The sequence below is a fragment of the Pseudomonas cimarronensis genome, from assembly GCF_049331905.1.
Classification (GTDB): Bacteria; Pseudomonadota; Gammaproteobacteria; order Pseudomonadales; family Pseudomonadaceae; genus Aquipseudomonas.
In genome coordinates, this window is record NZ_CP186283.1 from 2,760,400 (window position 1) to 2,780,165 (window position 19,766).

Consider the following 19,766-nt stretch of genomic DNA (forward strand, 5'->3'; position numbering starts at 1 on the left):
CCTTGGTGTACTGGTTCTGGACATAAATCAGAACCCAAAGCGCTATCACACTTGATAATTCGTGATTACCCAATTTTAGAATAGTCAGGATCTAGAAAGGAAATTCTTGCTAAAGTGCTATGTATATACATGGTACGTACCACAGAACGTAATTGTCAGGAGTCCCAATATGGCCCGCGGTGGCATCAATAAAGCTGTCGTGCAGAAAGCCAGGAGTGCCCTCCTCGCCCGCGGCATCCACCCCAGCATTGATGCGGTGCGCATCGCACTGGGCAACACCGGTTCCAAGAGCACTATTCACCGCTATTTGAAGGAGCTGGAGGCTGAGAGCAAGCCGGCCGCGCAGAGCGATGCGCTGAGCGGGCCTTTAACCACCTTGATGACTCAACTGCTGGAACAGCTCAAGCAAGAGGCTCAGCAGTCCGTCGCCGAAGTCCACGAAGCTCTGGGGCGCGAGCGCGCGGCAGTGCAGCAGCAATCGGCCGTGCTCGAGGCCCGGATGCGAGACCTCGAATCGCAGTGCTCTGGCCTGGCTCTACAGCTGCAGGCGGCCCAAGAGTTGATTCTCCAGGAGCAGCAACAGCGGCAGGCCGTCGAAGTCGATAAAGCCCGGATGGTGCAATCCCTGCAGGATCTGGAGGTGCGCATCAAGGAGCGCGATGAGCATATTCAGTCGCTTGAAGCGATGCATCAGCACGCTCGTGACGGCATGGAGCATTATCGCCAGGCCAGTAAGGAGCAGCGTGAACAGGAACAGCGCCGCCATGAAGCCCAGACCAGCCAGCTTCACGCCGAGATACGCCAGCTGCAACAAACTCTGGTGATCAAGCATGACGAGCTGACCCAGCTAAACCGCGACAACGCACGACTGATCAGCGAGGCACGGCTGCAGCAGAAGAATCAGCATGTGCTGGAGCAGCTTCTTGTCGAACAAGCACAGGCCTTGAAGGTCGCACAGAGCGCACTCACTAGCATGACGCTCACGAAAGAGGCCCTGGAGCAGAACACTCCTGCACTGCAAAACGAAAACTTGAAGAACGACGGATCTGGTAGCCCCCAACGCCGGCGACAAAAAACCAGGCACAATGAAAAAAACAACACTGGCAGACAAGCAGTTAAAGTGGTTACTCAAAACTCCAACACACTCAAAAAACTACCCACTTGACTGGATAAGACCCTTTATCAGGAGGTTCGGTAAAGTCACTTATGATCTGCAAAGGACCTCCAAATCCATTTCGAAAAACTTTGATGCAAGCTGGCTGTGAGCGACATAGACTCCTAAAAGTGTAGGAGGCCTTCCTGATTATCGAATACCGGGAAGCGTCTCCGCCTATAGACGTTAGAAGTCGACGCAGTAGAAGAAAATTCTCTCCTTTAGAAATGTGATATTGCAGCAATCCTAAAATTGAAAGGAAATTTATAGCTGCTGAGCGATAGCATTGTGCATACCCAATGCGATCCTTTGCGTAACACCGACCTAGAGGGATCGCAGTACTACCAGGCATGGGCCATATTTCATACAAGCACTTTACTCTGAGCAACAGATAGGCAAGAGCCATAGGGCATAGATCAGCCTCTGCCGGAAAGCCGCATGGGTAATCGAGAACTCGATTTAGCCGCCTCAAGCAATCCTGATGACTCTCTAGATAGCGTCGCTCAATTTTTTCAAATACCTCACCCGCCGGTTCTGATTTCCCAAAAGGAAAGGAGTCATCCCCCTCGAGACCCATCCCTACCAGCGCAAAAGGTTGCTTATCTTGATCTGCACCCGAAAGCGTTTCAGGACTCATCAGGTTAGTTAGACCTTCAAATGGCCCGGTTAATTGCTCACGAAAATCACTAAATTCCCAATACCGGCGGGTATCACCAGCTAACGTCCTGTCCAGCCTCTTTATGGCGCTGTACCATTCGTCTTGATAGAAGCCATAACGCTCTAGAGCCATTATCAAACTACGAGATCGACGCATACGCAGCTCCTTGCAGAGTGCTATATGCTGAAATCCGCATGTGGTGCATGGGGCCATGGAAAACGGTATAACTGAGCCTTGCAGAAAACCCGCCGTATACGCGCTGGCGCAAACATGACAAGCCTTAGAGAGTTCGCATCGATGCAAAACACAAACATGATGCGATGCTATCTCATTAAATACAGAATGATAGCCGAACTTAATGCACTTCTTACAAAATAGGACTCCCGGACGGGTCTGTGACCTGCAATCGCTATCACTGAGGTAGCTCCACGGCAAATGTTTATGTATATCAGCTATATTGCTTAGCAGCCAGTTTGTGAGTTCGTGTTTTTCCCACTGCTTGCTGACCTCAACTTCTAGCGGCGCACCTAAATCGCGTAACTTAAGAAAATTTATATATGACAATTTTAGGTAGATAGAGTAAATAGACTCATACGGCATTGGCCCACAGGACGGATAGAACAACCGCCTGCTAGTCATATGCGGTGAAGCCTGTGCTGCGGCAAAAATCCCTAAAGTTGCTCTCGTGTATGGCTTCCACTATCAAGTCATGAGGAACACTTAGATCAACTCTATCTTCTTGAGCCAAAATCAAAAATACATAAGAAATCGTTTGCGTCACATGCTCCATGGGTAAATTATTCACATACTTCCCGGTGGCAACTCTAGATAGCTCGATCCATATCTGCTCAGAAAGACTAGAAATTCGGAACCCACCCGAATATGCCTTGGGTAAGATATCGTTTGTTAAGCTTATCTCCAGACCACTCCACGCATGCGATTCATCATAAAGCGTCAAGATGTCGGCCAATTGTTTCGAGGTGGCAACCCCATACATCGGTCTGATATCAGATAAAAATCTTCCGATTATATGTCGATCCTCATTGCGCAGGAATTGAGCAATCTTGCCTTTTATAGACGGCATGGCAAATGATATAACCGTAAGAATAACCTTGCTGGATCTAAGCCTGTTATATATATCTGCCAATTGATTAAAGTCACCAACAGACAGCCTTTGAAGCTCATCGATCAGCAAGACAATCTGCTGTGCATTTGCATCGGCAGCTCTAGACAATAGGCGCTCTATTAGCATTGACTGACGCTGAATAAACGTCCTTCGCGAGCCAGGCGCAATACCTTCTAAGTCCAACATCTGGTGGACAATTGATGAGTAGCTTTGGTTATTGGTATCGACATTTGTAGCTGGGACCATAAAAACATAAACATTTGAAAAGCGCCTGGGGATCTCATCAACCAGCGCCTCGCAGCAGGAAGTCTTTCCAATGCGAGACTCTCCCGTAAATACAACACCAGTTTTGCGCATCAGCACCTTGAAACATGCATTTTGAACTACTGCCACTAAAGCTGGTGTTCTCAGCCTAAAATTCTGACTTAACAAAATATGAGAATAGTCCATTCAGCTTCTCACTGTATTATGTCGAGCTTCTTCCAGCGTTCGGATGTAGATTGCTCTACACCAATGACTGCCACAGCAGGCTGAATGTCCGCCGTATCCTTATCTGTTTCACTCTTGAGTCGACGCATTTCTCGATTGTTACGCGGGCTCGCATTCGCCTTAAGGTGTCTCTGCCAAGCGAGGATAGGACTTTCACCCTGCATGATCTCGAATTCTTTTTTAGCAAAAGCTCTATTAATCAATTTCCGCGTAGTAACGCTATGAGCGGTGTTACGCCACGCTGCTTCAACCGTGAGAACACCAAAATAAATACCATCCGGCAAGTATGCCTCTACATGCCTATAATCATGCGGATTTATTCGAATCAGAAGTGATTTGCCAATCAAATACGAGGACTTTGCCAGTTCTGGCGAGGTATAAATCGCTTGATCTAATTTAACCCTTGGCCTGATCCCTTTCGTAATACTTCCAGTGACTCTTGCCCGTCTGGTCAAACTTCCTACTGCTATACTATTGAGATAAGCTTCATGACTCTTCGGTATAAGGTCTCCACTATCTGAACAGTACTGTCTAAGCACATCCAATGGACTATTCGCCTTATTAGCCCCACCTTGCGGAGTGCCATTATAATTTGCAGTTATAACATCCATGACCTCTAAAGCGTCATCCACGTCAATTTGATAATGCACAGCCGCCTGTTCAGGAAATTCCGCGCGCCCAGTCTGAGGATTGCTTCCGGTAGTAGAGGGGATTTGATGGATTACGTTTGTGGCAATGCGCTTGAACAACCCTTCGACTTTAGGCCTACGAGCAGGCTCCTCTAGAGGGCCGTGATTTATAGAAAATCCTAACGTATGAAGGGCGAGCTCATAAACTTTATTAGCATGGTGCTGCATCGCATTATCCAAGCATATGCATCCCCACACGTGGTTGCGCAAGCTAGGAAATGAAAAACCGGGCATGCCTGAAGACTCAGAGTATTGCACGCCTCTAACATTAAGATGTTCTCGTGGCCGCCAGCTCCCGATATAAGCTTCACAGATCAAATCCACCAAGTCTTGCGACCTTATTTCGCTTGAGAAAACAAATTTTATAGCCAGCACTGCATTGCTGCGCCTACAGACTGCTGCAATCATCCAAATCCGACTAATGACGTCTTTAGATTTTATGCTTCTGTCTCCGCTAATATTGAGAACAAAGAATGCATCCATATGCCAAGAGTCTATTTCAATAAAATCATAGACATTAAAATCCTCAAGCAGCGGAATGTGGCCTGTTCCAACTTTACTATGAGTGGAGGCAATTCTACCGCCACTTACTAAAGCAGCCCTCCCAAAATCCAAATCAAGAATTCTATTAATATACGCCCCTACAGTTTTTCGAGCTCCTCGCAATTGATTCAAAGGCCACTCGTCATCTGCAACTCCTTCCGACCGGCATGTATCATAAAAAAACCGATATAATCCCCTTTTACTAAATTTAGTCCCGTGGCAGAGTTTAGCATTCCTTCTTAATACCTCTGCCTCAAATTTCTCTGCTATCCCAGAATGCTTATTCAAGGTATAGCCAAGTACCCCTGCTAACCCGCCTTGACCCTCACTATGTTTTGGCTCTGGCTTTTTTACTCTGGTGTATGAGGCGATCCGATAATTAGGGATCAAGCCAGCTTCACCCAAATAAATTCCTTTCTCACTGATGGTCGTATACCTTTTAAATAGCCTAGTCAGATCACTTTCGTGAATGGCCGTAATTTTTCTTATCTCAGCACCAGTAAAACCATCTAGCTTTAGCTCTACTGCCTGTTTTCTCCTGAGGAACAGCTCTTTTTTGGCACCGCTCAATTGAGACGGATCAACAACGTCGAATCCAATTGAGGAGATTTTTTCTCGTGAGATGAGGTTATTCATTTACCCACCACAATGTGTCTTTGCAAAAGAAATTCAGCCGAAAGTCGACGCATATTCTTCTTTCTGAATACATTCGACAAAACACAAGCAAGCAAAGATTTGAGTCAAAGCCTGACAAGCTAGACATATACCCACCCAGACTTCCCTTTCTAGCCGAGCCGATATATTTAGCTGCTGCGTCCATTAGATTGGGCGGTAGAAATACGTGCCGCCCGCCACTTAAAAAGCTTGAGACTTTTAAGAGCGGCAGGATTTTTTCTTTCTGGGGAAGCCAGTTGTCATCATTGAACTCTTTATATTCATATTTTAACGACACCGCAGCCCGCACCTTATCGAGATAATCGACAGAGTGACCTTCTGTGCGTAAGTAATGAAGCTCAGGCATTCCTTCAGCAGGCACAACCTCAAAATGGTAGGTCAGCTCAACCGAGGAATTTGATGGCGTGGCCTTGGAGCCTGGTTTGAACTGGAAGTTTACTACTGAGGGGGAGAACTCTAGTTGCAACAGCCAATGGGCTAGCTGCCTATCGCTACCAAGCTGGAAGCTCTGGTCGATTTTGGGACTGTATACAGACCAGAGGTTGCCAAAATGACTGCCACGCTTTGTGAAATATGCAGTTTTGCTTTTTGCAGACATAGCCACTCCTATTCTAGGTAGTGGATATGCTGATCCTTCTCTCAATTCCTTATGAACGGGGCATCCCAGTTAATCCATAGCGAATACGATAGCAGGGCTTTTATATAACGCAAACCCAAGCAGCAAAGTCTTTCTATTTATTATCTCTCCACAATAGAAAACCTAAATTTATATATTTAGTTCCCATTGACTAAGCAGGCCGCAAAATAATGCGACAGAATAAGCCCATTTAAATTGAGGCCTCCCCTCAAATAAATAGCCTAACCATTTGTTTTCTAGAATATTTTGAGGTTCGCAGAAGTATTAGATTTTACTTCCGGGTACTCCTGCAGCCTCCGCCCGCTTCTGTTCAGTCACGATCCAGCAAATGGAAACTGGGCAACGCCACATGCCAGCGAATGGCGGCCAGTCGAATCAGCAACACGGTGAGCATGGCCACGCCCGTATCCAGCCAATGTGGCGTGTTCAGCGCGCGCATGCCGATAAACACCAGCGCACCGGCTATGCATGCGGTGGCGTAAATCTCTTTCTGGAAGATCAGCGGGATTTCGTTGCAGATCACATCGCGCATCACGCCGCCGGCAACCCCAGTCATTACCCCCATGATCACGGCTGTGCTGTGCGGTACGTTATGCTGCATGGCGACTTCGGTGCCAATCACGGTAAACACCGCCAGGCCGAATGCATCGGCCAATAGCAGGCCTTTCTCGTGAATGGGCTGCGTTAGTCGTACCCAGACCACCGTACCAACGGCTGCCAGCGATGCGGCGACGATATACAGGTCGTTGCGAATCCAGCTGACCGGATGGTTGTCCAGAATCACGTCACGCAGCGTACCGCCGCCCAGCGCAGTGACGATGGCAATTACCAGCACACCGAACAGATCCATGGACTTGCGCCCGGCCATCAGCGCGCCAGTGATGGCGAATACAGCAACGCCGAACAGGTCGGCCAGATAGAACAGTTGCGCCATGCTGACCTCAGGACGACACGGGGGTACGCATGGTGACGAACTCTTCGGCGGCCGTTGGGTGCACGCCAATGGTTTCATCGAATAGCTGCTTGGTTGCGCCAGCTTTAAGCGCCACGGCTAGCCCCTGCACGATTTCACCTGCGTCCGGGCCAACCATATGACAGCCCAGTACGCGGTCTGTGGCGCTATCCACTACCAACTTCATCAGCGTGCGTTCCTGGCTTTCGGTCATGGTCAGTTTCATCGGCCGGAAGCGGCTTTCAAAGACCGTGACGCTGTAGCCCTCCTCCTTCGCCTGCTCTTCACTAAGCCCGACTGTGCCGATATTCGGCAGGCTGAATACGGCCGTTGGAATCAGCCGGTAGTCGACCTTGCGGTACTCTTCAGGTCTGAACAAACGCCGGGCGACCGCCATGCCTTCAGCCAGTGCAACCGGTGTGAGCTGCACGCGGCCGATCACATCACCAATCGCGAGAATTGACGGTGTACTTGTTTGGTATTGCTCATCGACCTTGATAAAACCGCGTTCGTCCAACTCGACCTGAGTGTTTTCCAGCCCCAGGTTATCCAGCATCGGCCGGCGCCCAGTGGCGTAAAAGATGCAGTCAGCCTCAAGCACGCGACCGTCCTTGAGGGTGGCCTGTAGACTGCCATCGCTCTGTTTATCGATGCTGGCGATATCGCTGTTAAATTGCAGATCCACACCGCGTTTATTCAGTTCGTCCTGCAGGTGCAGCCGCACGGCCTTGTCAAACCCGCGCAGGAACAAATCACCGCGATAAAGCAGCGAGGTGCGGGCGCCCAGTCCGTTGAAGATCGAAGCGAATTCCACGGCGATATAACCGCCGCCCACCACGAGCACCCGCTTGGGCAGTTGCTCAAGGAAGAAGGCTTCATTCGAGCCGATGGCATGTTCATGCCCCGGGATTTCAGGAATCTGCGGCCAGCCGCCAGTGGCGATCAGGATGTGCTTGGCGCTGTAGCGTTGACCGCCAAGCTCAACACTGTGCGCGTCGACAATCCGTGCGTGGCCTTCCAGCAAGGTCACGCCGCTGTTTACCAGCAGGTTGCGGTAGATGCCATTAAGCCTGTCGATTTCGCGGTTCTTGTTGGCGATCAATGTAGCCCAGTCGAAGTTCGCGCTGCCCAGTGACCAGCCGAATCCGTGGGCCTGCTCAAAGTCCTCGGCGAAGTGCGCGCCGTACACCAACAGCTTTTTCGGCACACAACCAACGTTGACACAGGTGCCGCCCAGGTAGCGGCTTTCAGCAACGGCCACCCGCGCACCGTAACCAGCGGCAAAGCGCGCCGCACGCACACCGCCGGAACCGGCACCGATCACAAACAGGTCAAAATCGTAGGTCATTTCAGCCTCCAGAACAGGCCGCCAGCATACCCCAAGGCGCGCCAGCACCTAAACTTGCAGCATGCGAAACAGGAGAACAGTGATGCGCCCTACCCTGACTCATCTTGCTCTGCACGTGCCGGACTTGGATGCGTGCGTAGCCTTTTATGAGCAATTCTGTGCGATGCGGGTGATTCATCAGCGCGCAGGTAAAGGCTCAAGAATTGTCTGGATGGCCGAGCCCGGCAAGGAACACAGCTTTATCTTCGTGATTATGCCCGGCGGCCAGGACCGCCAACTGGCTGCGGATGACTACAGCCACTTTGGCTTTGCTCTGGAGAGTCGCGAGCAGGTCGACAGCATTGCAACCCAGGCAAAAATTGCCGGCTGTCTGGTCTGGGAGCCACGTGATGAGCCCTACCCCGTTGGCTATTACTGCGGTCTGCGTGACCCGGCAGGCAACTATGTGGAGTTCAGTTACGGCCAGCCATTAGGGCCTGGCGCTGAGCATATGCCGTTGCCCTGAACGCACACAGCCACCCGAAGGTGGCTGTGTAGTCTGGCTATCAATCCTGAATCAGTAGGCTTTGCCAGTCTTGTAGAGGTTCTCGAAGCAGAAGTTGGTAGCCTCGATATAGCCTTCAGCACCACCACAATCGAAGCGCTTGCCCTTGAACTTATAGGCCATCACGCAGCCGTTCTGCGCCTGTTTCATCAGTGCGTCGGTGATCTGGATTTCGCCGCCCTTGCCAGGCTCGGTTTGCTCGATCAGTTCAAAGATATCCGGGGTGAGGATATAGCGACCGATGATCGCCAGGTTTGACGGTGCATCTTCCGGGCGCGGCTTCTCGACCATGCTGTTGACCCGGTAGATGTCGTCACGAATCATCTCACCGGCGATTACACCGTACTTATGGGTCTCCTCCGGCGGTACTTCCTGAATGGCCACAATCGAGCAACGGAACTGGTTATACAGCTTGACCATCTGCGTTAGTACCGCGTCGCCTTCAAGGTTCATGCACAGGTCGTCAGCCAGCACCACGGCGAAAGGCTCGTCACCAATCAGCGGACGGCCACAGAGAATGGCGTGGCCGAGGCCTTTCATTTCCACCTGACGGGTGTAGGAAAAGCTGCATTCATCGATCAGGCGACGGATGCCAACCAGGTATTTTTCCTTGTCAGTGTCGCGGATCTGGTGCTCAAGCTCGTAGCTGATGTCGAAGTGGTCTTCCAGGGCGCGTTTGCCGCGGCCAGTGATCATGGCAATTTCCGTCAACCCGGCTTCCAGCGCCTCTTCGACGCCGTATTGGATCAGCGGCTTGTTCACAATCGGCAGCATTTCCTTGGGCATGGCCTTGGTGGCTGGCAGAAAACGGGTACCGTAACCGGCTGCTGGGAACAAGCATTTCTTGATCATGAGAGACCTTGGAGGATGAAGGGGTAAAAATTGCGTGCGCAGTTTATCAGGCTGCACTGGCCTTACAATGCCCCTGCGCAGGGCGACCAATACCACGGTAGAGAAAACCCAGCTCAGCCAACTGCGCGGCATCGTAGATATTGCGCCCGTCAAACAGCACAGGCATACGCATCAAGCCACGAATGCATGCGAAGTCGGGCTGGCGGAATTGCTTCCATTCAGTGACCAACACCAGCGCATCCGCGCCTTCAACAACGCTATATGGCGACGTGCTCAAGCGCAGCTGGCCGCTGCTGATCGCCTGGCCATAGCGCTCTGCCAGAGCCGTTGTGGCGACCGGGTCGCACGCCTGAACGCTGACGCCCGCTGCCAACAAGGCATCCAGCAGAACCAAGCTGGGCGCTTCACGCAGGTCATCGGTGCCTGGTTTGAAAGCCAAGCCCCACAGCGCCACCACTCGCCCTTGCCAATAGCCGGAGAAATGCTCACGCAGCGCCTGGAACAACAGGGTTTTCTGCAATGCGTTACGGGCTTCGACTGCGCGCAGGATGCCGGGTTCAATGCCCTCTTGCTCTGCGCAGCGAATCAACGCCCGTACATCCTTGGGGAAGCACGAGCCGCCATAGCCGCAACCAGCGTAGATAAAGTGAGTGCCAATGCGCTTGTCGCTGCCGATGCCGCGGCGTACATCTTCGATATCAACATCCAGGCGCGCACATAGACTGGCCATTTCGTTGATAAAGGAAATCTTGGTGGCCAGAAAGGCGTTGGCGGCATATTTGCTGAACTCTGCCGCGCGCAGGCCCATGCATAACAAGCGCTCGTGATTGCGCAGAAACGGCGCATACAGACGGCGTAAAAGCTCATGGCCACGGGGTTCATCGCAACCGACAATCACCCGATCAGGGCGCATAAAGTCGTCAATCGCCGAACCTTCCTTGAGAAATTCCGGGTTGCTCGCCAGCGTCACCGCAAAGCGCTTGCCGCGTTTGCTCAAGCGACTGTTGATGCGCTGAGCCACACGCCCGGCTGTGCCGACCGGCACCGTGGATTTATTCACCACCACGCAGCTCTGCTCAAGCTGATCGCCCAGCTCGTCGGCCACAGCCAGGACATGGGACAAGTCCGCTGAGCCATCCTCCCCGCTCGGCGTGCCGACGGCGATAAAGATGATTTCGGCCTGCTTGATGCCTTCTTTCAGATGCTGGCTAAAACTCAGCTGAGCGCTACTCAGATGCGTTTGCAGCATGGCCTCCAGCCCAGGCTCGTAAATCGGTGACTGGCCACGGGCAAGCCGTGCCACACGCTGCGCATCGCGCTCAACGCAGATCACCCGATTGCCCATCTCGGCAAAACAGGCCGCCGACACCAGCCCTACATAGCCTGCGCCAATCACACAAATCCGCATCGCCTGCACTCCTCACTGAGTTACCGCGATTGCAGCTAAAGCAGATGGCAGGCGTATGACATGCGCAAGACGCTCGGATGACAGCGCTAGATGTACAAATTCCGGGCACAAAAAAACCGGCTACGAAAGCCGGTTTTAGTGGATTTCAGGTTCGCGGGCGAACATCTGAAATCATGTACATGGTGCCCGAAGCCGGGGTCGAACCGGCACGAGGTTACCCTCGAGGGATTTTAAGTCCCTTGCGTCTACCGATTTCGCCATTCGGGCGGTAGCGCTGCGTTGCGAGGCTTGGACTATATACAGCCCTTGGATGCCTCGCAAGGCCTGAATCTTGAATGAAAAAGCCTCGTAAATCAGTGATCTACGAGGCTTTTCTAATTGGAGGCTGAGGTCGGAATCGAACCGGCGTTCACGGATTTGCAATCCGGTGCATAACCACTCTGCTACTCAGCCTTGAAACTAAACGGACCGTATCAGACGGCCCGTTGAAAACTGGAGCGGGAAACGAGACTCGAACTCGCGACCCCGACCTTGGCAAGGTCGTGCTCTACCAACTGAGCTATTCCCGCTTGTCGTGTTGACGGGCGCCATTCTATAGCTTCGGAGCTTTCCGTCAACCCCTTGATTCAAAAAAGCTTATTTCTTTTCAGAGGTGATCCGCAGGTGCGGCCACGCCGCCAGCAGGTACTGCACCATGGACCAGAGCGTAAGCACTGCAGCAATGATCAGTAGTGCGTAACCGAGTAAAACCCAGAGGGTAAAGGTTGGCGGATTGGCCAGCAGGATTACCAGAGCTACCATCTGCGCAGCGGTTTTCCACTTAGCCAACTGAGATACCGCAACCTGTGCACGGGCACCAAGCTCGGCCATCCACTCACGCAAGGCGGACACGACGATTTCGCGACCGATAATGATTGCTGCCGACAAGGTCAGCCACAGGTTGGAGTGCTCATCCACCAACAACACCAGCGCAACAGCAACCATTAGTTTGTCGGCGACCGGATCAAGAAAGGCGCCAAAGGGGGTGCTCTGCTCCCAGCGGCGCGCCAGGTAACCATCCAGCCAGTCGGTGGCCGCTGCAATGGCGAACACTGCACTGGCGGCCCAGTAACTCCAACTGAAAGGAAGGTAGAACAGCAGAATAAACACCGGAATCAGCAGAACCCGGAGCACGGTAAGCAGGTTGGGGATATTCATCGACACAACTTGGCTGTAAAGAGAGCCGGCATTCTACTCGCTGTGCAGTGCGGCATAAATCGACTCGGCAAGCTTTTTACTGATACCGGGCGCTTTGGCAATTTCTTCGATGCTCGCACGGGACAATTCTTGCAACCCGCCAAAATGATTGAGCAACTCACGCCGCCGCTTGGGGCCTACACCGGCAACCTCTTCAAGCGTCGACGTGCGCCGGGTCTTGCCGCGTCGTGCTCGGTGGCCGGTAATGGCAAATCGGTGCGATTCATCGCGGATTTGCTGGATCAGGTGCAGGGCTGGCGAGTTACCCGGCAAGGTGAACTCATGCGCGGCATCATTCAGGTACAGGGTTTCCAGACCCGGCTTGCGCGTGGTGCCCTTGGCCACGCCGAGCAAAATCAGATCGGGCACTGCAAGCTCTTCCAACACTTCACGCGCCATGGCTAATTGGCCTTTACCGCCGTCTACCAGGAGGATATCGGGCAGCTTGCCTTCGCCATCTTTGATCTTGCTGAAGCGCCGCGTCAGCGCCTGTTGCATGGCAGCGTAATCGTCGCCCGGCGTCACGCCTTCAATGTTGTAGCGGCGGTAATCGGATTTCAGCGGGCCTTCCGGGCCAAATACCACGCAGGAAGCCACGGTCGCCTCACCACTGGAGTGACTGATATCGAAACACTCCAGGCGCTGCGGTACTTCATCCATATCCAGCGCCTGAGCCAGGGCATCAAAGCGTGCAGCCACATGTTCACGATTAGCCAGGCGAGCTGCCAAAGCCTGCTCGGCGTTAGTCACTGCCAGCTGTTGCCAGCGTGCGCGGGTGCCGCGTACGCGATAGCTGATGCTCAGCTCGCGGCCGCGTGACTCATCGATGGCTGCAATCAGTGTGGGGAAATCCTCGTGTTGGGCATTGACGATCAATTCACTCGGCAAGTCGCGCTCCTGACTGCTCAGGTAGTACTGCGCCAGGAAGGCCAGGAGAACGTCACTGCCCTCCTCTTCAATCGCCACTTGCGGGAAGAAATTCTTGCTGCCCAGCACCCGCCCGCCGCGCACACTGATCAAGTGCACGCATGCGCCACCGGGGTTGACCATGGCGGCGACCACATCCACATCGCCTGTACCGCCTTCCATGCTCTGTTGATCCTGTACCCGGCGCAGCAGCGAAATCTGGTCGCGCAGCGCTGCCGCGCGCTCGAAATCCAGAGTCATGGCCGCAGCCTGCATGCCACTCGACAACTCATCGGTCAGCGCGTTGCTGCGGCCCTCAAGGAACATCACCGAGTGGCGTACATCTTCGGCGTACTCGGCCGGCTCGACCAAGCCGACACAGGGGGCTTTACAGCGCTTGATCTGATACTGCAGGCAGGGGCGTGTACGGTTCTTATAGAAACTGTCCTCGCATTGGCGCACCAGAAAGGTCTTTTGCAGCAGGTTGAGGCTTTCACGAATAGCGCCGGCACTTGGATAGGGGCCGAAATAGCGCCCCTTCAACTTCTTCGCGCCGCGATGAATGCTTAACCGTGGAAAATCGCCGTCGGAGAGCAGCACATAGGGATAGGACTTATCGTCACGCAGCAGGATGTTGTAGGGCGGCCGCCATTCCTTGATCAGCGTTTGCTCAAGCAGCAGTGCTTCGGTTTCATTGGCGGTGATGGTGGTTTCAATCTGGGCGATTCGACCCACCAGCGCGGCGGTCTTCGGCGCCAGGCCGCTCTGGCGAAAGTAACTAGCCAGACGCTTTTTCAGGTTTTTGGCTTTACCGACATAGAGCAGCTTGGCGTCCGCATCGAACATGCGGTAGACGCCGGGGCGACCGCTGCAGGTGGAAAGAAACGCGCTGGAATCGAATGTCGCGCGGCTGTCTTCAGTTGCTGGCATCAATCATGCCGTGGCGCACGGCCAGCAGGGCCAGCTCGACATCGCTGGTGATCGACAGCTTTTCGAAGATGCGATAGCGATAGGTGTTTACGGTTTTCGGCGACAGGCAGAGCTTGTCGGAAATCGTCTGCACCTTCTGGCAGCCGGCAATCATCAGGGCAATCTGGATTTCCCGCTCGGAGAGCAGATCGAACGGCGAGTTACTGCTTTGCGGCTGAAAAGATTTTAGCGCCAGCTGCTGGGCAATTTGCGGGCTGATATAGCGCTGACCGCTGAACACCATGCGAATGGCTTGAACCATTTCTTCCAAGGCCGCGCCCTTGGTCAGATAGCCGGCGGCACCGGCCTGTAACAGGCGCGTTGGAAAAGGATCTTCTTCACAGACGGTGACGGCAACAACTTTGAGGTCAGGATGGCTGCGAATCAGTTTGCGCGTGGCTTCCAGACCACCGATGCCTGGCATCTTGATGTCCATCAGGACAACATCGGGCTTCAGTTCGCGGGCTTTCTTCAGGGACTCTTCGCCGGATTCGGCTTGGCCAACCACCTGCAAACCATCGATGTCGGCCAGCATGCGAGTAATGCCGGTGCGTACCAGGTCGTGGTCATCAACAACAAGAACTCTGATCAAGCGTCACCCCGGTCGACATCAACTGCTTGGAGCAGTTGCTGGGTTGAAAGTCTGGCGTGTTAAGTCACCAGCTTGGCGCATAACCGTCAAAAGGCAAGCGTCAATAAATGATCGCTAAACGACGGCCAGAGGAATTTGGCGGAAGCGGTGAGATTCGAACTCACGGAAGAGTTTCCCCTTCGACGGTTTTCAAGACCGTTGCATTCAACCGCTCTGCCACGCTTCCGGCGATTGCGGGCGGCAATCTTACCCGAACGCAACACGCTGTCAAACTCTGTGTATTGGCTGGTTAACTGGCTCTGCTATGATCGGGCCTGACCTTGGTCACGGAACCATCAGCCATTTCAGGAGTGTCGCCATGAACGAACACAATTATGCACTTGAGCATACTCAGGTTGAGCAGCAGGAAGTCAGCCGCGTCCTGCGCAACACGTATGGCCTGCTGGCCATTACCCTGGCTTTCAGCGGCCTGGTTGCGTACATCGCGCAACGCGCCAATGTGCCTTACCCGAATATCTTCGTGGTTTTGATCGGTTTCTACGGCTTGTTCTTCCTTACCGCCAAACTGCGTAATTCGGCCTGGGGGCTGGTTTCCACCCTCGCCTTGACCGGTTTTATGGGCTACACCCTCGGCCCGATCCTCAATCGCTACATGGGCATGGCCAACGGTGCAGAAGTTGTCAGCTCGGCGTTCGCCATGACAGCCCTGGTGTTCTGCGGTCTGTCGGCTTACGTGCTGACCACCCGCAAGGACATGAGCTTCCTCAGTGGTTTCATCACTGCTGGTTTCTTTGTCCTGCTGGGCGCGATGGTTGCTGGCTTCTTCTTCGAAATCAGTGGCCTGCAGCTGGCGATCAGTGCAGGTTTCGTGCTGTTTTCCTCGGTCTGCATCCTGTATCAGACCAGCGCAATCATCCATGGTGGTGAGCGCAACTACATCATGGCGACCATCAGCCTGTATGTATCGATCTACAACCTGTTCGTCAGCCTGCTGCAAATTTTCGGCATCATGGGCAGCGACGACTGATTCAACGTGCTGTGCAAAGCCCGCTTCGGCGGGCTTTTTTATGCAAGCCATCCATGGCCTGCACCATTCGCCGTTGCGAGCGACGTTAAAAATAACTCCCGATCATTTTTTATGCCGGCCGCGCGCATCTTGGTGACTCAGGCTTTATCATTCCGGCAAATCGGCTTGCTAGGTTCGCTATGAAGTTTGCCATCGCCCTCTTTTCCCCGCCGCATGCGCCCTCCTCGCGCAGAGCCTTACGTTTTGCTCAGGCCGCGTTGGCGGGCGGGCACCAGATCGTGCGTCTGTTTTTCTACCAGGATGGCGTACACAGTGCCTCAAGCAATGTGGTCAACGCCCAGGATGAACTGGACTTACCGCGCGAGTGGCGTGAATTCGTTCAGGCCCAGCAACTCGACAGTGTGGTCTGCATCGCGGCAGCCCTGCGCCGTGGCGTATTGAACGCCGATGAGGCGCAGCGCTATTCGCGTAGCGCAGCCAATCTGGAATCGCCGTGGGAGTTGTCTGGCCTGGGCCAGTTGCATGAGGCCGCGCAGTTGGCTGATCGCCTGGTGTGTTTCGGAGGCCCATGACATGAGCAAATCCTTGCTGATCATCAGCCGCCAGTCACCTTGGTCCGGGCCATCTGCCCGGGAAGCTCTGGATATCGCCTTGGCTGGCGGTGCCTTCGACTTGCCAATCGGCATGCTGTTTCTCGATGACGGTGTATTCCAGCTGAGCAGCGCACAGCAACCGACCACCCTGCAACAGAAAGACTTGGGCGCCAATCTGCAAGCGCTGCCAATGTTTGGTGTCGAGGCGTTGTATGTCGCCCAGCGCAGTCTGGCCGAGCGCGGCCTGCTGGGGCCGCCCATGCGTCTGGCCGCCGAATGCCTGGATGATGCCGCGCTAAGCGCCTTGATTGACCGTTACGACCAGGTGATTACGCTCTGATGGCTACCTTGCACGTGCTTTCCCACTCGCCCTTTACCGATAGCCGTTTGAGCAGCTGCCTGCGCCTGCTCGGCAGCCAGGATGCTCTGCTGCTCTGTGGTGATGCGGTGCATGCCTTGCAGGCAGGCAGCGCGCAGCGTCAGGCGCTGGAGCTGATGCCCGAAGCCATCGCGCTGTATGCCCTGGCTGAAGATGTGCAGGCGCGCGCTCTTGCTTACCCTGCTCGGCTCACCCTGGTCGATTACCCCGCCTTTGTTGCCCTGAGCTGCCAATACGACAAGGTAAACACCTGGCTATGAGCACGCTGAATGTTGAAGGTCGCAATCTCGCACTGGACAAGGACGGCTATCTGCTCGACCTCGCCGATTGGTCCGAGACCAGCGCGCACGCACTGGCGCAACGTGAAGGCATCAACTTGAGTGCCGAGCACTGGGAAATCCTCTGGCTGGTGCGCAGCTTTTACGATGAATTTCAGCTTTCGCCGGCTAATCGCCCACTGATCAAATTCGTTGCCAGCAAACTCGGCCCCGAAAAAGGCAACAGCCTCAACCTCAATCGTCTGTTCAATGGCGCTCCTGCCAAACTTGCCGCCAAGCTGGCGGGCCTGCCCAAGCCGACCAATTGCCTATGAACCTGGTTACCCCGCCGGAACACCCTTTTGCACAATTTGTACGCATTCTCGGTAAAGGCAAGCGCGGTGCGCGCAACCTGACCCGCGAGGAGGCCCGTGACGCCATGGGCATGCTACTGGATGGTCAGGCCGAAGAAAGCCAGTTGGGAGCATTTCTGATGCTGCTGCGGCACAAGGAAGAAAGCGCCGAGGAAATGGCCGGTTTTGCCGAGGCCGTGCGCGCACGCTTGCAGGCACCAGCGATTCAGGTTGATCTGGATTGGCCAAGCTATGCCGGCAAGAAGCGTCACCTACCGTGGTTTCTGCTGGCGGCCAAGGCACTGGCCAACAGCGGTATTCGCATTCTGCTGCACGGCGGCGGCCCGCACACAACCGGGCGTATGTACAGCGAGCAGCTACTCGAAATCCTTGACATTCCACTGTGCCGCAACTGGAGCAGCGTCGAGCAGGCACTGGCGCAACATCGCCTGGCATTTATTCCGCTGGGCGACTGGATGCCGCAACTGCAAGGGATGATCGACCTGCGCAATATCCTCGGCCTGCGCTCACCGATTCATTCGCTGGCGCGCATCCTCAACCCGTTGCGCGCGCGTTGCGGCCTGCAGAGCATCTTTCATCCGGGTTATCAGGCGGTGCACCGCGAAGCCAGTCAGTTGCTCGGTGATAACGCGGTGGTGATCAAGGGTGAAGGCGGCGAAATCGAGATCAACCCGGACGCCACCAGCCACCTGTACGGCACAACCCAGGGTGAGAACTGGGACGAAGAATGGCCTGCGCTTTCGCCACTGCGTCACGTAAAACCCGAAGCGCTGGAGCCTGCTCATCTGGCCGACTTCTGGCGCGGGGACGTTGCCGATGATTACGGCCAGCTTGCCGTGATCAGCACCATGGCGCTGGCCTTGCGCGCCCTCGGCGAGCCGCGCGAACACGCATTGGATCGCGCGGCTCAGCTGTGGGTCGCGCGCAATCAGAGGCTGGCTTGAGCCCCTTCGAACCAGGCCAGTTTCTCTCTTAACTGCACCACTTCGCCGACGATCACCAGGGTCGGCGCGTGCACTTCATGCTCTGCCACCAGCTCAGCCAGATTGGCCAATGTACCGGTAAACACTCGCTGGTTCTGCGTGGTGCCCTGCTGAATCAAGGCTGCGGGCGTGGAAGCGGAACGACCGTGAGCTATCAGTTGCTGGCAGATCATCGGCAGACCCACCAGCCCCATATAGAACACCAACGTCTGGCTGCTAGCCGTCAATTCCCCCCACGGCAGGTTGCTGCTGCCATCTTTCAGGTGCCCAGTGACGAAACGTACCGACTGAGCATGATCACGATGAGTCAGCGGGATGCCGGCATAAGCCGCGCAGCCTGAGGCAGCGGTGATGCCCGGCACAACCTGAAACGGAATACCGTGGGCGGCCAGCTCTTCAATTTCCTCGCCACCGCGACCGAAGATAAACGGGTCACCGCCCTTGAGGCGCAGCACACGTTTGCCCTCTTTAGCCAAGCTGACCAAGCGCTGATTGATCTGCTCCTGCGGCAGCGCATGCTCGGCGCGTTGTTTGCCCACATAGATACGCTCGGCGTCACGTCGGCATAGCTCGATAATGGCTGGCGCCACCAGGCGGTCGTAGAGAACCACATCGGCTTGTTGCATCAGGCGCAGTGCGCGAAAGGTCAGCAAATCCGGGTCACCCGGCCCGGCACCGACCAGGTACACCTCACCCAGGGCACGAGGCGCGATACCGGTAATTTTCTCCTCCAGCAGGCGCTGGCCCTCCTGCAACTTGCCAGCGAAAACACTCTCGGCCACCTGCCCCTGAAACACGTCCTCCCAGAACACTCGGCGCTGCTGCACATCAGGGAACAGGCCTTTGACCTGGGCACGGAAACGTTTAGCCAGACCGGCGAGTTGGCCATAGGTAGCCGGAATCCAGGTCTCGATCTTGGCGCGAATCAGGCGCGCCAACACGGGCGCATCACCACCACTGGTCACTGCAACGATAAGCGGTGATCGATCGACAATCGCCGGGAAGATCACGCTGCACAGCTTCGGCGCATCCACGACATTGACCGGAATACCCAAGGCCTGGGCCTGTTGGGAAATCTCGGCATTCAACGGCTCATCATCGGTTGCCGCAATGACCAGCACCACCGCTTGCAGATCGGCCGGCTGATAAGGCCGCAGCAGCACTTCACCCTGACTGGCGGTGGCCATGGCACACAACTCGTCACGGATCTCTGGTGCCACAACCCGCAGCCTGGCGCCTGCATCACTGAGCAGACGGGACTTGCGCAGCGCAACTTCGCCGCCGCCAACCACCAGCACCAGGCGATCTTGCAGTTTGTGGAACAGGGGAAGGAAATCCATGGCGCCGCTCTCGGTCGGGGTCGGGTAAACAAAACG

Annotated in this window: 20 protein-coding genes and 4 tRNA genes; 8 read left to right on the forward strand and 16 right to left on the reverse strand. The window is 54.7% G+C overall.

From position 1 onward, the window contains the following. Window positions 1-169 precede the first annotated feature (169 nt). A complete protein-coding gene (locus ACOCLD_RS12840) occupies window positions 170-1,165 on the forward strand; it encodes a DNA-binding protein (protein ID WP_422909447.1) in 996 nt (331 codons plus the stop codon). Here the strand turns inward: ACOCLD_RS12840 and ACOCLD_RS12845 are convergent. The 6 genes from ACOCLD_RS12845 to gorA all read right to left on the reverse strand — a co-directional run bounded on the left by ACOCLD_RS12845 (window position 1,146) and on the right by gorA (window position 8,270). After that, window positions 1,146-1,967, reverse strand: a complete 822-nt coding sequence (locus tag ACOCLD_RS12845; protein WP_422909448.1) for a hypothetical protein — start codon at window positions 1,965-1,967, stop codon at window positions 1,146-1,148. The two genes, ACOCLD_RS12840 and ACOCLD_RS12845, sit on opposite strands and share 20 nt — an antisense overlap. Window positions 1,968-2,442: 475 nt before the next feature. Further along, window positions 2,443-3,387 (reverse strand): ATP-binding protein, encoded by a 945-nt coding sequence (locus ACOCLD_RS12850; RefSeq protein WP_422909449.1) that lies wholly within the window; start codon window positions 3,385-3,387, stop codon window positions 2,443-2,445. Window positions 3,388-3,395: 8 nt separating this feature from the next. Beyond that, entirely contained in the window at window positions 3,396-5,294 is a 1,899-nt protein-coding gene (locus tag ACOCLD_RS12855) for a hypothetical protein (protein WP_422909450.1), read from the reverse strand. Then, on the reverse strand, window positions 5,287-5,931 hold the full coding sequence (locus ACOCLD_RS12860) for a hypothetical protein (protein ID WP_422909451.1): 645 nt from the start codon (window positions 5,929-5,931) through the stop codon (window positions 5,287-5,289). Before ACOCLD_RS12860 ends, ACOCLD_RS12855 begins: the two co-directional genes overlap by 8 nt. A gap of 349 nt (window positions 5,932-6,280) precedes the next feature. Beyond that, the gene (locus ACOCLD_RS12865) at window positions 6,281-6,904 is read right to left on the reverse strand and encodes a trimeric intracellular cation channel family protein (protein WP_422909452.1); all 624 of its coding nucleotides are present in this window, start codon (window positions 6,902-6,904) and stop codon (window positions 6,281-6,283) included. Between the two features lie 7 nt (window positions 6,905-6,911). Then, on the reverse strand, window positions 6,912-8,270 hold the full coding sequence (gorA, locus tag ACOCLD_RS12870) for a glutathione-disulfide reductase (protein ID WP_422909453.1): 1,359 nt from the start codon (window positions 8,268-8,270) through the stop codon (window positions 6,912-6,914). A gap of 82 nt (window positions 8,271-8,352) precedes the next feature. On the opposite strand from gorA, the gene ACOCLD_RS12875 reads away from it, so the two are divergent. Continuing rightward, a complete protein-coding gene (locus tag ACOCLD_RS12875) occupies window positions 8,353-8,775 on the forward strand; it encodes a VOC family protein (RefSeq protein WP_422909454.1) in 423 nt (140 codons plus the stop codon). Between the two features lie 51 nt (window positions 8,776-8,826). Here the strand turns inward: ACOCLD_RS12875 and galU are convergent, their stop codons facing one another. The 9 genes from galU to ACOCLD_RS12920 all read right to left on the reverse strand — a co-directional run bounded on the left by galU (window position 8,827) and on the right by ACOCLD_RS12920 (window position 15,003). Continuing rightward, a complete protein-coding gene (gene galU / locus ACOCLD_RS12880; RefSeq protein ID WP_233684909.1) occupies window positions 8,827-9,666 on the reverse strand; it encodes a UTP--glucose-1-phosphate uridylyltransferase GalU in 840 nt (279 codons plus the stop codon). A 46-nt stretch (window positions 9,667-9,712) separates the two neighbouring features. Continuing rightward, window positions 9,713-11,074: a UDP-glucose dehydrogenase family protein gene (locus tag ACOCLD_RS12885; RefSeq protein ID WP_422909455.1), complete on the reverse strand. Its 1,362-nt coding sequence runs from the start codon at window positions 11,072-11,074 to the stop codon at window positions 9,713-9,715. A 180-nt stretch (window positions 11,075-11,254) separates the two neighbouring features. Next, a tRNA-Leu gene (locus ACOCLD_RS12890) sits at window positions 11,255-11,341 on the reverse strand. Between the two features lie 112 nt (window positions 11,342-11,453). Next, window positions 11,454-11,527: transfer RNA gene (locus tag ACOCLD_RS12895), tRNA-Cys, on the reverse strand. 40 nt (window positions 11,528-11,567) lie between these two features. Continuing rightward, window positions 11,568-11,643, reverse strand: a tRNA-Gly gene (locus tag ACOCLD_RS12900). Between the two features lie 67 nt (window positions 11,644-11,710). Next, window positions 11,711-12,271: a CDP-diacylglycerol--glycerol-3-phosphate 3-phosphatidyltransferase gene (gene pgsA / locus ACOCLD_RS12905; RefSeq protein WP_257778426.1), complete on the reverse strand. Its 561-nt coding sequence runs from the start codon at window positions 12,269-12,271 to the stop codon at window positions 11,711-11,713. Window positions 12,272-12,304: 33 nt separating this feature from the next. Beyond that, window positions 12,305-14,146, reverse strand: a complete 1,842-nt coding sequence (uvrC, locus tag ACOCLD_RS12910; RefSeq protein ID WP_422909456.1) for an excinuclease ABC subunit UvrC — start codon at window positions 14,144-14,146, stop codon at window positions 12,305-12,307. After that, entirely contained in the window at window positions 14,133-14,777 is a 645-nt protein-coding gene (gacA, locus tag ACOCLD_RS12915; RefSeq protein WP_233684912.1) for a response regulator transcription factor GacA, read from the reverse strand. Before gacA ends, uvrC begins: the two co-directional genes overlap by 14 nt. A gap of 136 nt (window positions 14,778-14,913) precedes the next feature. After that, window positions 14,914-15,003 (reverse strand) — tRNA-Ser (locus ACOCLD_RS12920). A 132-nt stretch (window positions 15,004-15,135) separates the two neighbouring features. Between ACOCLD_RS12920 and ACOCLD_RS12925 the strand changes: the two genes are divergently transcribed. From ACOCLD_RS12925 to ACOCLD_RS12950, 6 genes are all read left to right on the forward strand, one after another. Beyond that, window positions 15,136-15,804, forward strand: coding sequence for a Bax inhibitor-1/YccA family protein (locus tag ACOCLD_RS12925; RefSeq protein WP_392539896.1), 669 nt, complete (start codon window positions 15,136-15,138; stop codon window positions 15,802-15,804). A gap of 179 nt (window positions 15,805-15,983) precedes the next feature. Further along, window positions 15,984-16,376: a sulfurtransferase complex subunit TusD gene (tusD, locus tag ACOCLD_RS12930; RefSeq protein WP_422909457.1), complete on the forward strand. Its 393-nt coding sequence runs from the start codon at window positions 15,984-15,986 to the stop codon at window positions 16,374-16,376. Between the two features lies 1 nt (window position 16,377). Next, window positions 16,378-16,737 (forward strand): sulfurtransferase complex subunit TusC, encoded by a 360-nt coding sequence (gene tusC / locus ACOCLD_RS12935; protein ID WP_422909458.1) that lies wholly within the window; start codon window positions 16,378-16,380, stop codon window positions 16,735-16,737. After that, on the forward strand, window positions 16,737-17,036 hold the full coding sequence (tusB, locus tag ACOCLD_RS12940; protein WP_422909459.1) for a sulfurtransferase complex subunit TusB: 300 nt from the start codon (window positions 16,737-16,739) through the stop codon (window positions 17,034-17,036). Before tusC ends, tusB begins: the two co-directional genes overlap by 1 nt. After that, window positions 17,033-17,368: a TusE/DsrC/DsvC family sulfur relay protein gene (locus tag ACOCLD_RS12945; RefSeq protein ID WP_422909460.1), complete on the forward strand. Its 336-nt coding sequence runs from the start codon at window positions 17,033-17,035 to the stop codon at window positions 17,366-17,368. The genes tusB and ACOCLD_RS12945 overlap by 4 nt, the downstream gene beginning before the upstream one ends. Then, the gene (locus tag ACOCLD_RS12950) at window positions 17,365-18,351 is read left to right on the forward strand and encodes a glycosyl transferase family protein (RefSeq protein WP_422909461.1); all 987 of its coding nucleotides are present in this window, start codon (window positions 17,365-17,367) and stop codon (window positions 18,349-18,351) included. The genes ACOCLD_RS12945 and ACOCLD_RS12950 overlap by 4 nt, the downstream gene beginning before the upstream one ends. Here ACOCLD_RS12950 and cysG read toward each other — a convergent pair. Next, on the reverse strand, window positions 18,336-19,730 hold the full coding sequence (cysG, locus tag ACOCLD_RS12955) for a siroheme synthase CysG (protein ID WP_422909462.1): 1,395 nt from the start codon (window positions 19,728-19,730) through the stop codon (window positions 18,336-18,338). The genes ACOCLD_RS12950 and cysG overlap by 16 nt on opposite strands. Window positions 19,731-19,766: the final 36 nt, after the last annotated feature.

Coding starts and splice junctions, on each gene's coding strand:
- ACOCLD_RS12925 (WP_392539896.1), top strand. CDS start 15,136: ATGAACGAACACAATTATGCACTTGAGCATACTCAGGTTGAGCAGCAG.
- uvrC (WP_422909456.1), bottom strand. CDS start 14,146: ATGCCAGCAACTGAAGACAGCCGCGCGACATTCGATTCCAGCGCGTTT.
- tusC (WP_422909458.1), top strand. CDS start 16,378: ATGAGCAAATCCTTGCTGATCATCAGCCGCCAGTCACCTTGGTCCGGG.
- tusD (WP_422909457.1), top strand. CDS start 15,984: ATGAAGTTTGCCATCGCCCTCTTTTCCCCGCCGCATGCGCCCTCCTCG.
- ACOCLD_RS12845 (WP_422909448.1), bottom strand. CDS start 1,967: ATGCGTCGATCTCGTAGTTTGATAATGGCTCTAGAGCGTTATGGCTTC.
- ACOCLD_RS12855 (WP_422909450.1), bottom strand. CDS start 5,294: ATGAATAACCTCATCTCACGAGAAAAAATCTCCTCAATTGGATTCGAC.
- ACOCLD_RS12875 (WP_422909454.1), top strand. CDS start 8,353: ATGCGCCCTACCCTGACTCATCTTGCTCTGCACGTGCCGGACTTGGAT.
- galU (WP_233684909.1), bottom strand. CDS start 9,666: ATGATCAAGAAATGCTTGTTCCCAGCAGCCGGTTACGGTACCCGTTTT.
- ACOCLD_RS12950 (WP_422909461.1), top strand. CDS start 17,365: ATGAACCTGGTTACCCCGCCGGAACACCCTTTTGCACAATTTGTACGC.
- ACOCLD_RS12945 (WP_422909460.1), top strand. CDS start 17,033: ATGAGCACGCTGAATGTTGAAGGTCGCAATCTCGCACTGGACAAGGAC.
- tusB (WP_422909459.1), top strand. CDS start 16,737: ATGGCTACCTTGCACGTGCTTTCCCACTCGCCCTTTACCGATAGCCGT.
- gorA (WP_422909453.1), bottom strand. CDS start 8,270: ATGACCTACGATTTTGACCTGTTTGTGATCGGTGCCGGTTCCGGCGGT.
- ACOCLD_RS12865 (WP_422909452.1), bottom strand. CDS start 6,904: ATGGCGCAACTGTTCTATCTGGCCGACCTGTTCGGCGTTGCTGTATTC.
- cysG (WP_422909462.1), bottom strand. CDS start 19,730: ATGGATTTCCTTCCCCTGTTCCACAAACTGCAAGATCGCCTGGTGCTG.
- ACOCLD_RS12860 (WP_422909451.1), bottom strand. CDS start 5,931: ATGTCTGCAAAAAGCAAAACTGCATATTTCACAAAGCGTGGCAGTCAT.
- pgsA (WP_257778426.1), bottom strand. CDS start 12,271: ATGAATATCCCCAACCTGCTTACCGTGCTCCGGGTTCTGCTGATTCCG.
- ACOCLD_RS12840 (WP_422909447.1), top strand. CDS start 170: ATGGCCCGCGGTGGCATCAATAAAGCTGTCGTGCAGAAAGCCAGGAGT.
- ACOCLD_RS12850 (WP_422909449.1), bottom strand. CDS start 3,387: ATGGACTATTCTCATATTTTGTTAAGTCAGAATTTTAGGCTGAGAACA.
- ACOCLD_RS12885 (WP_422909455.1), bottom strand. CDS start 11,074: ATGCGGATTTGTGTGATTGGCGCAGGCTATGTAGGGCTGGTGTCGGCG.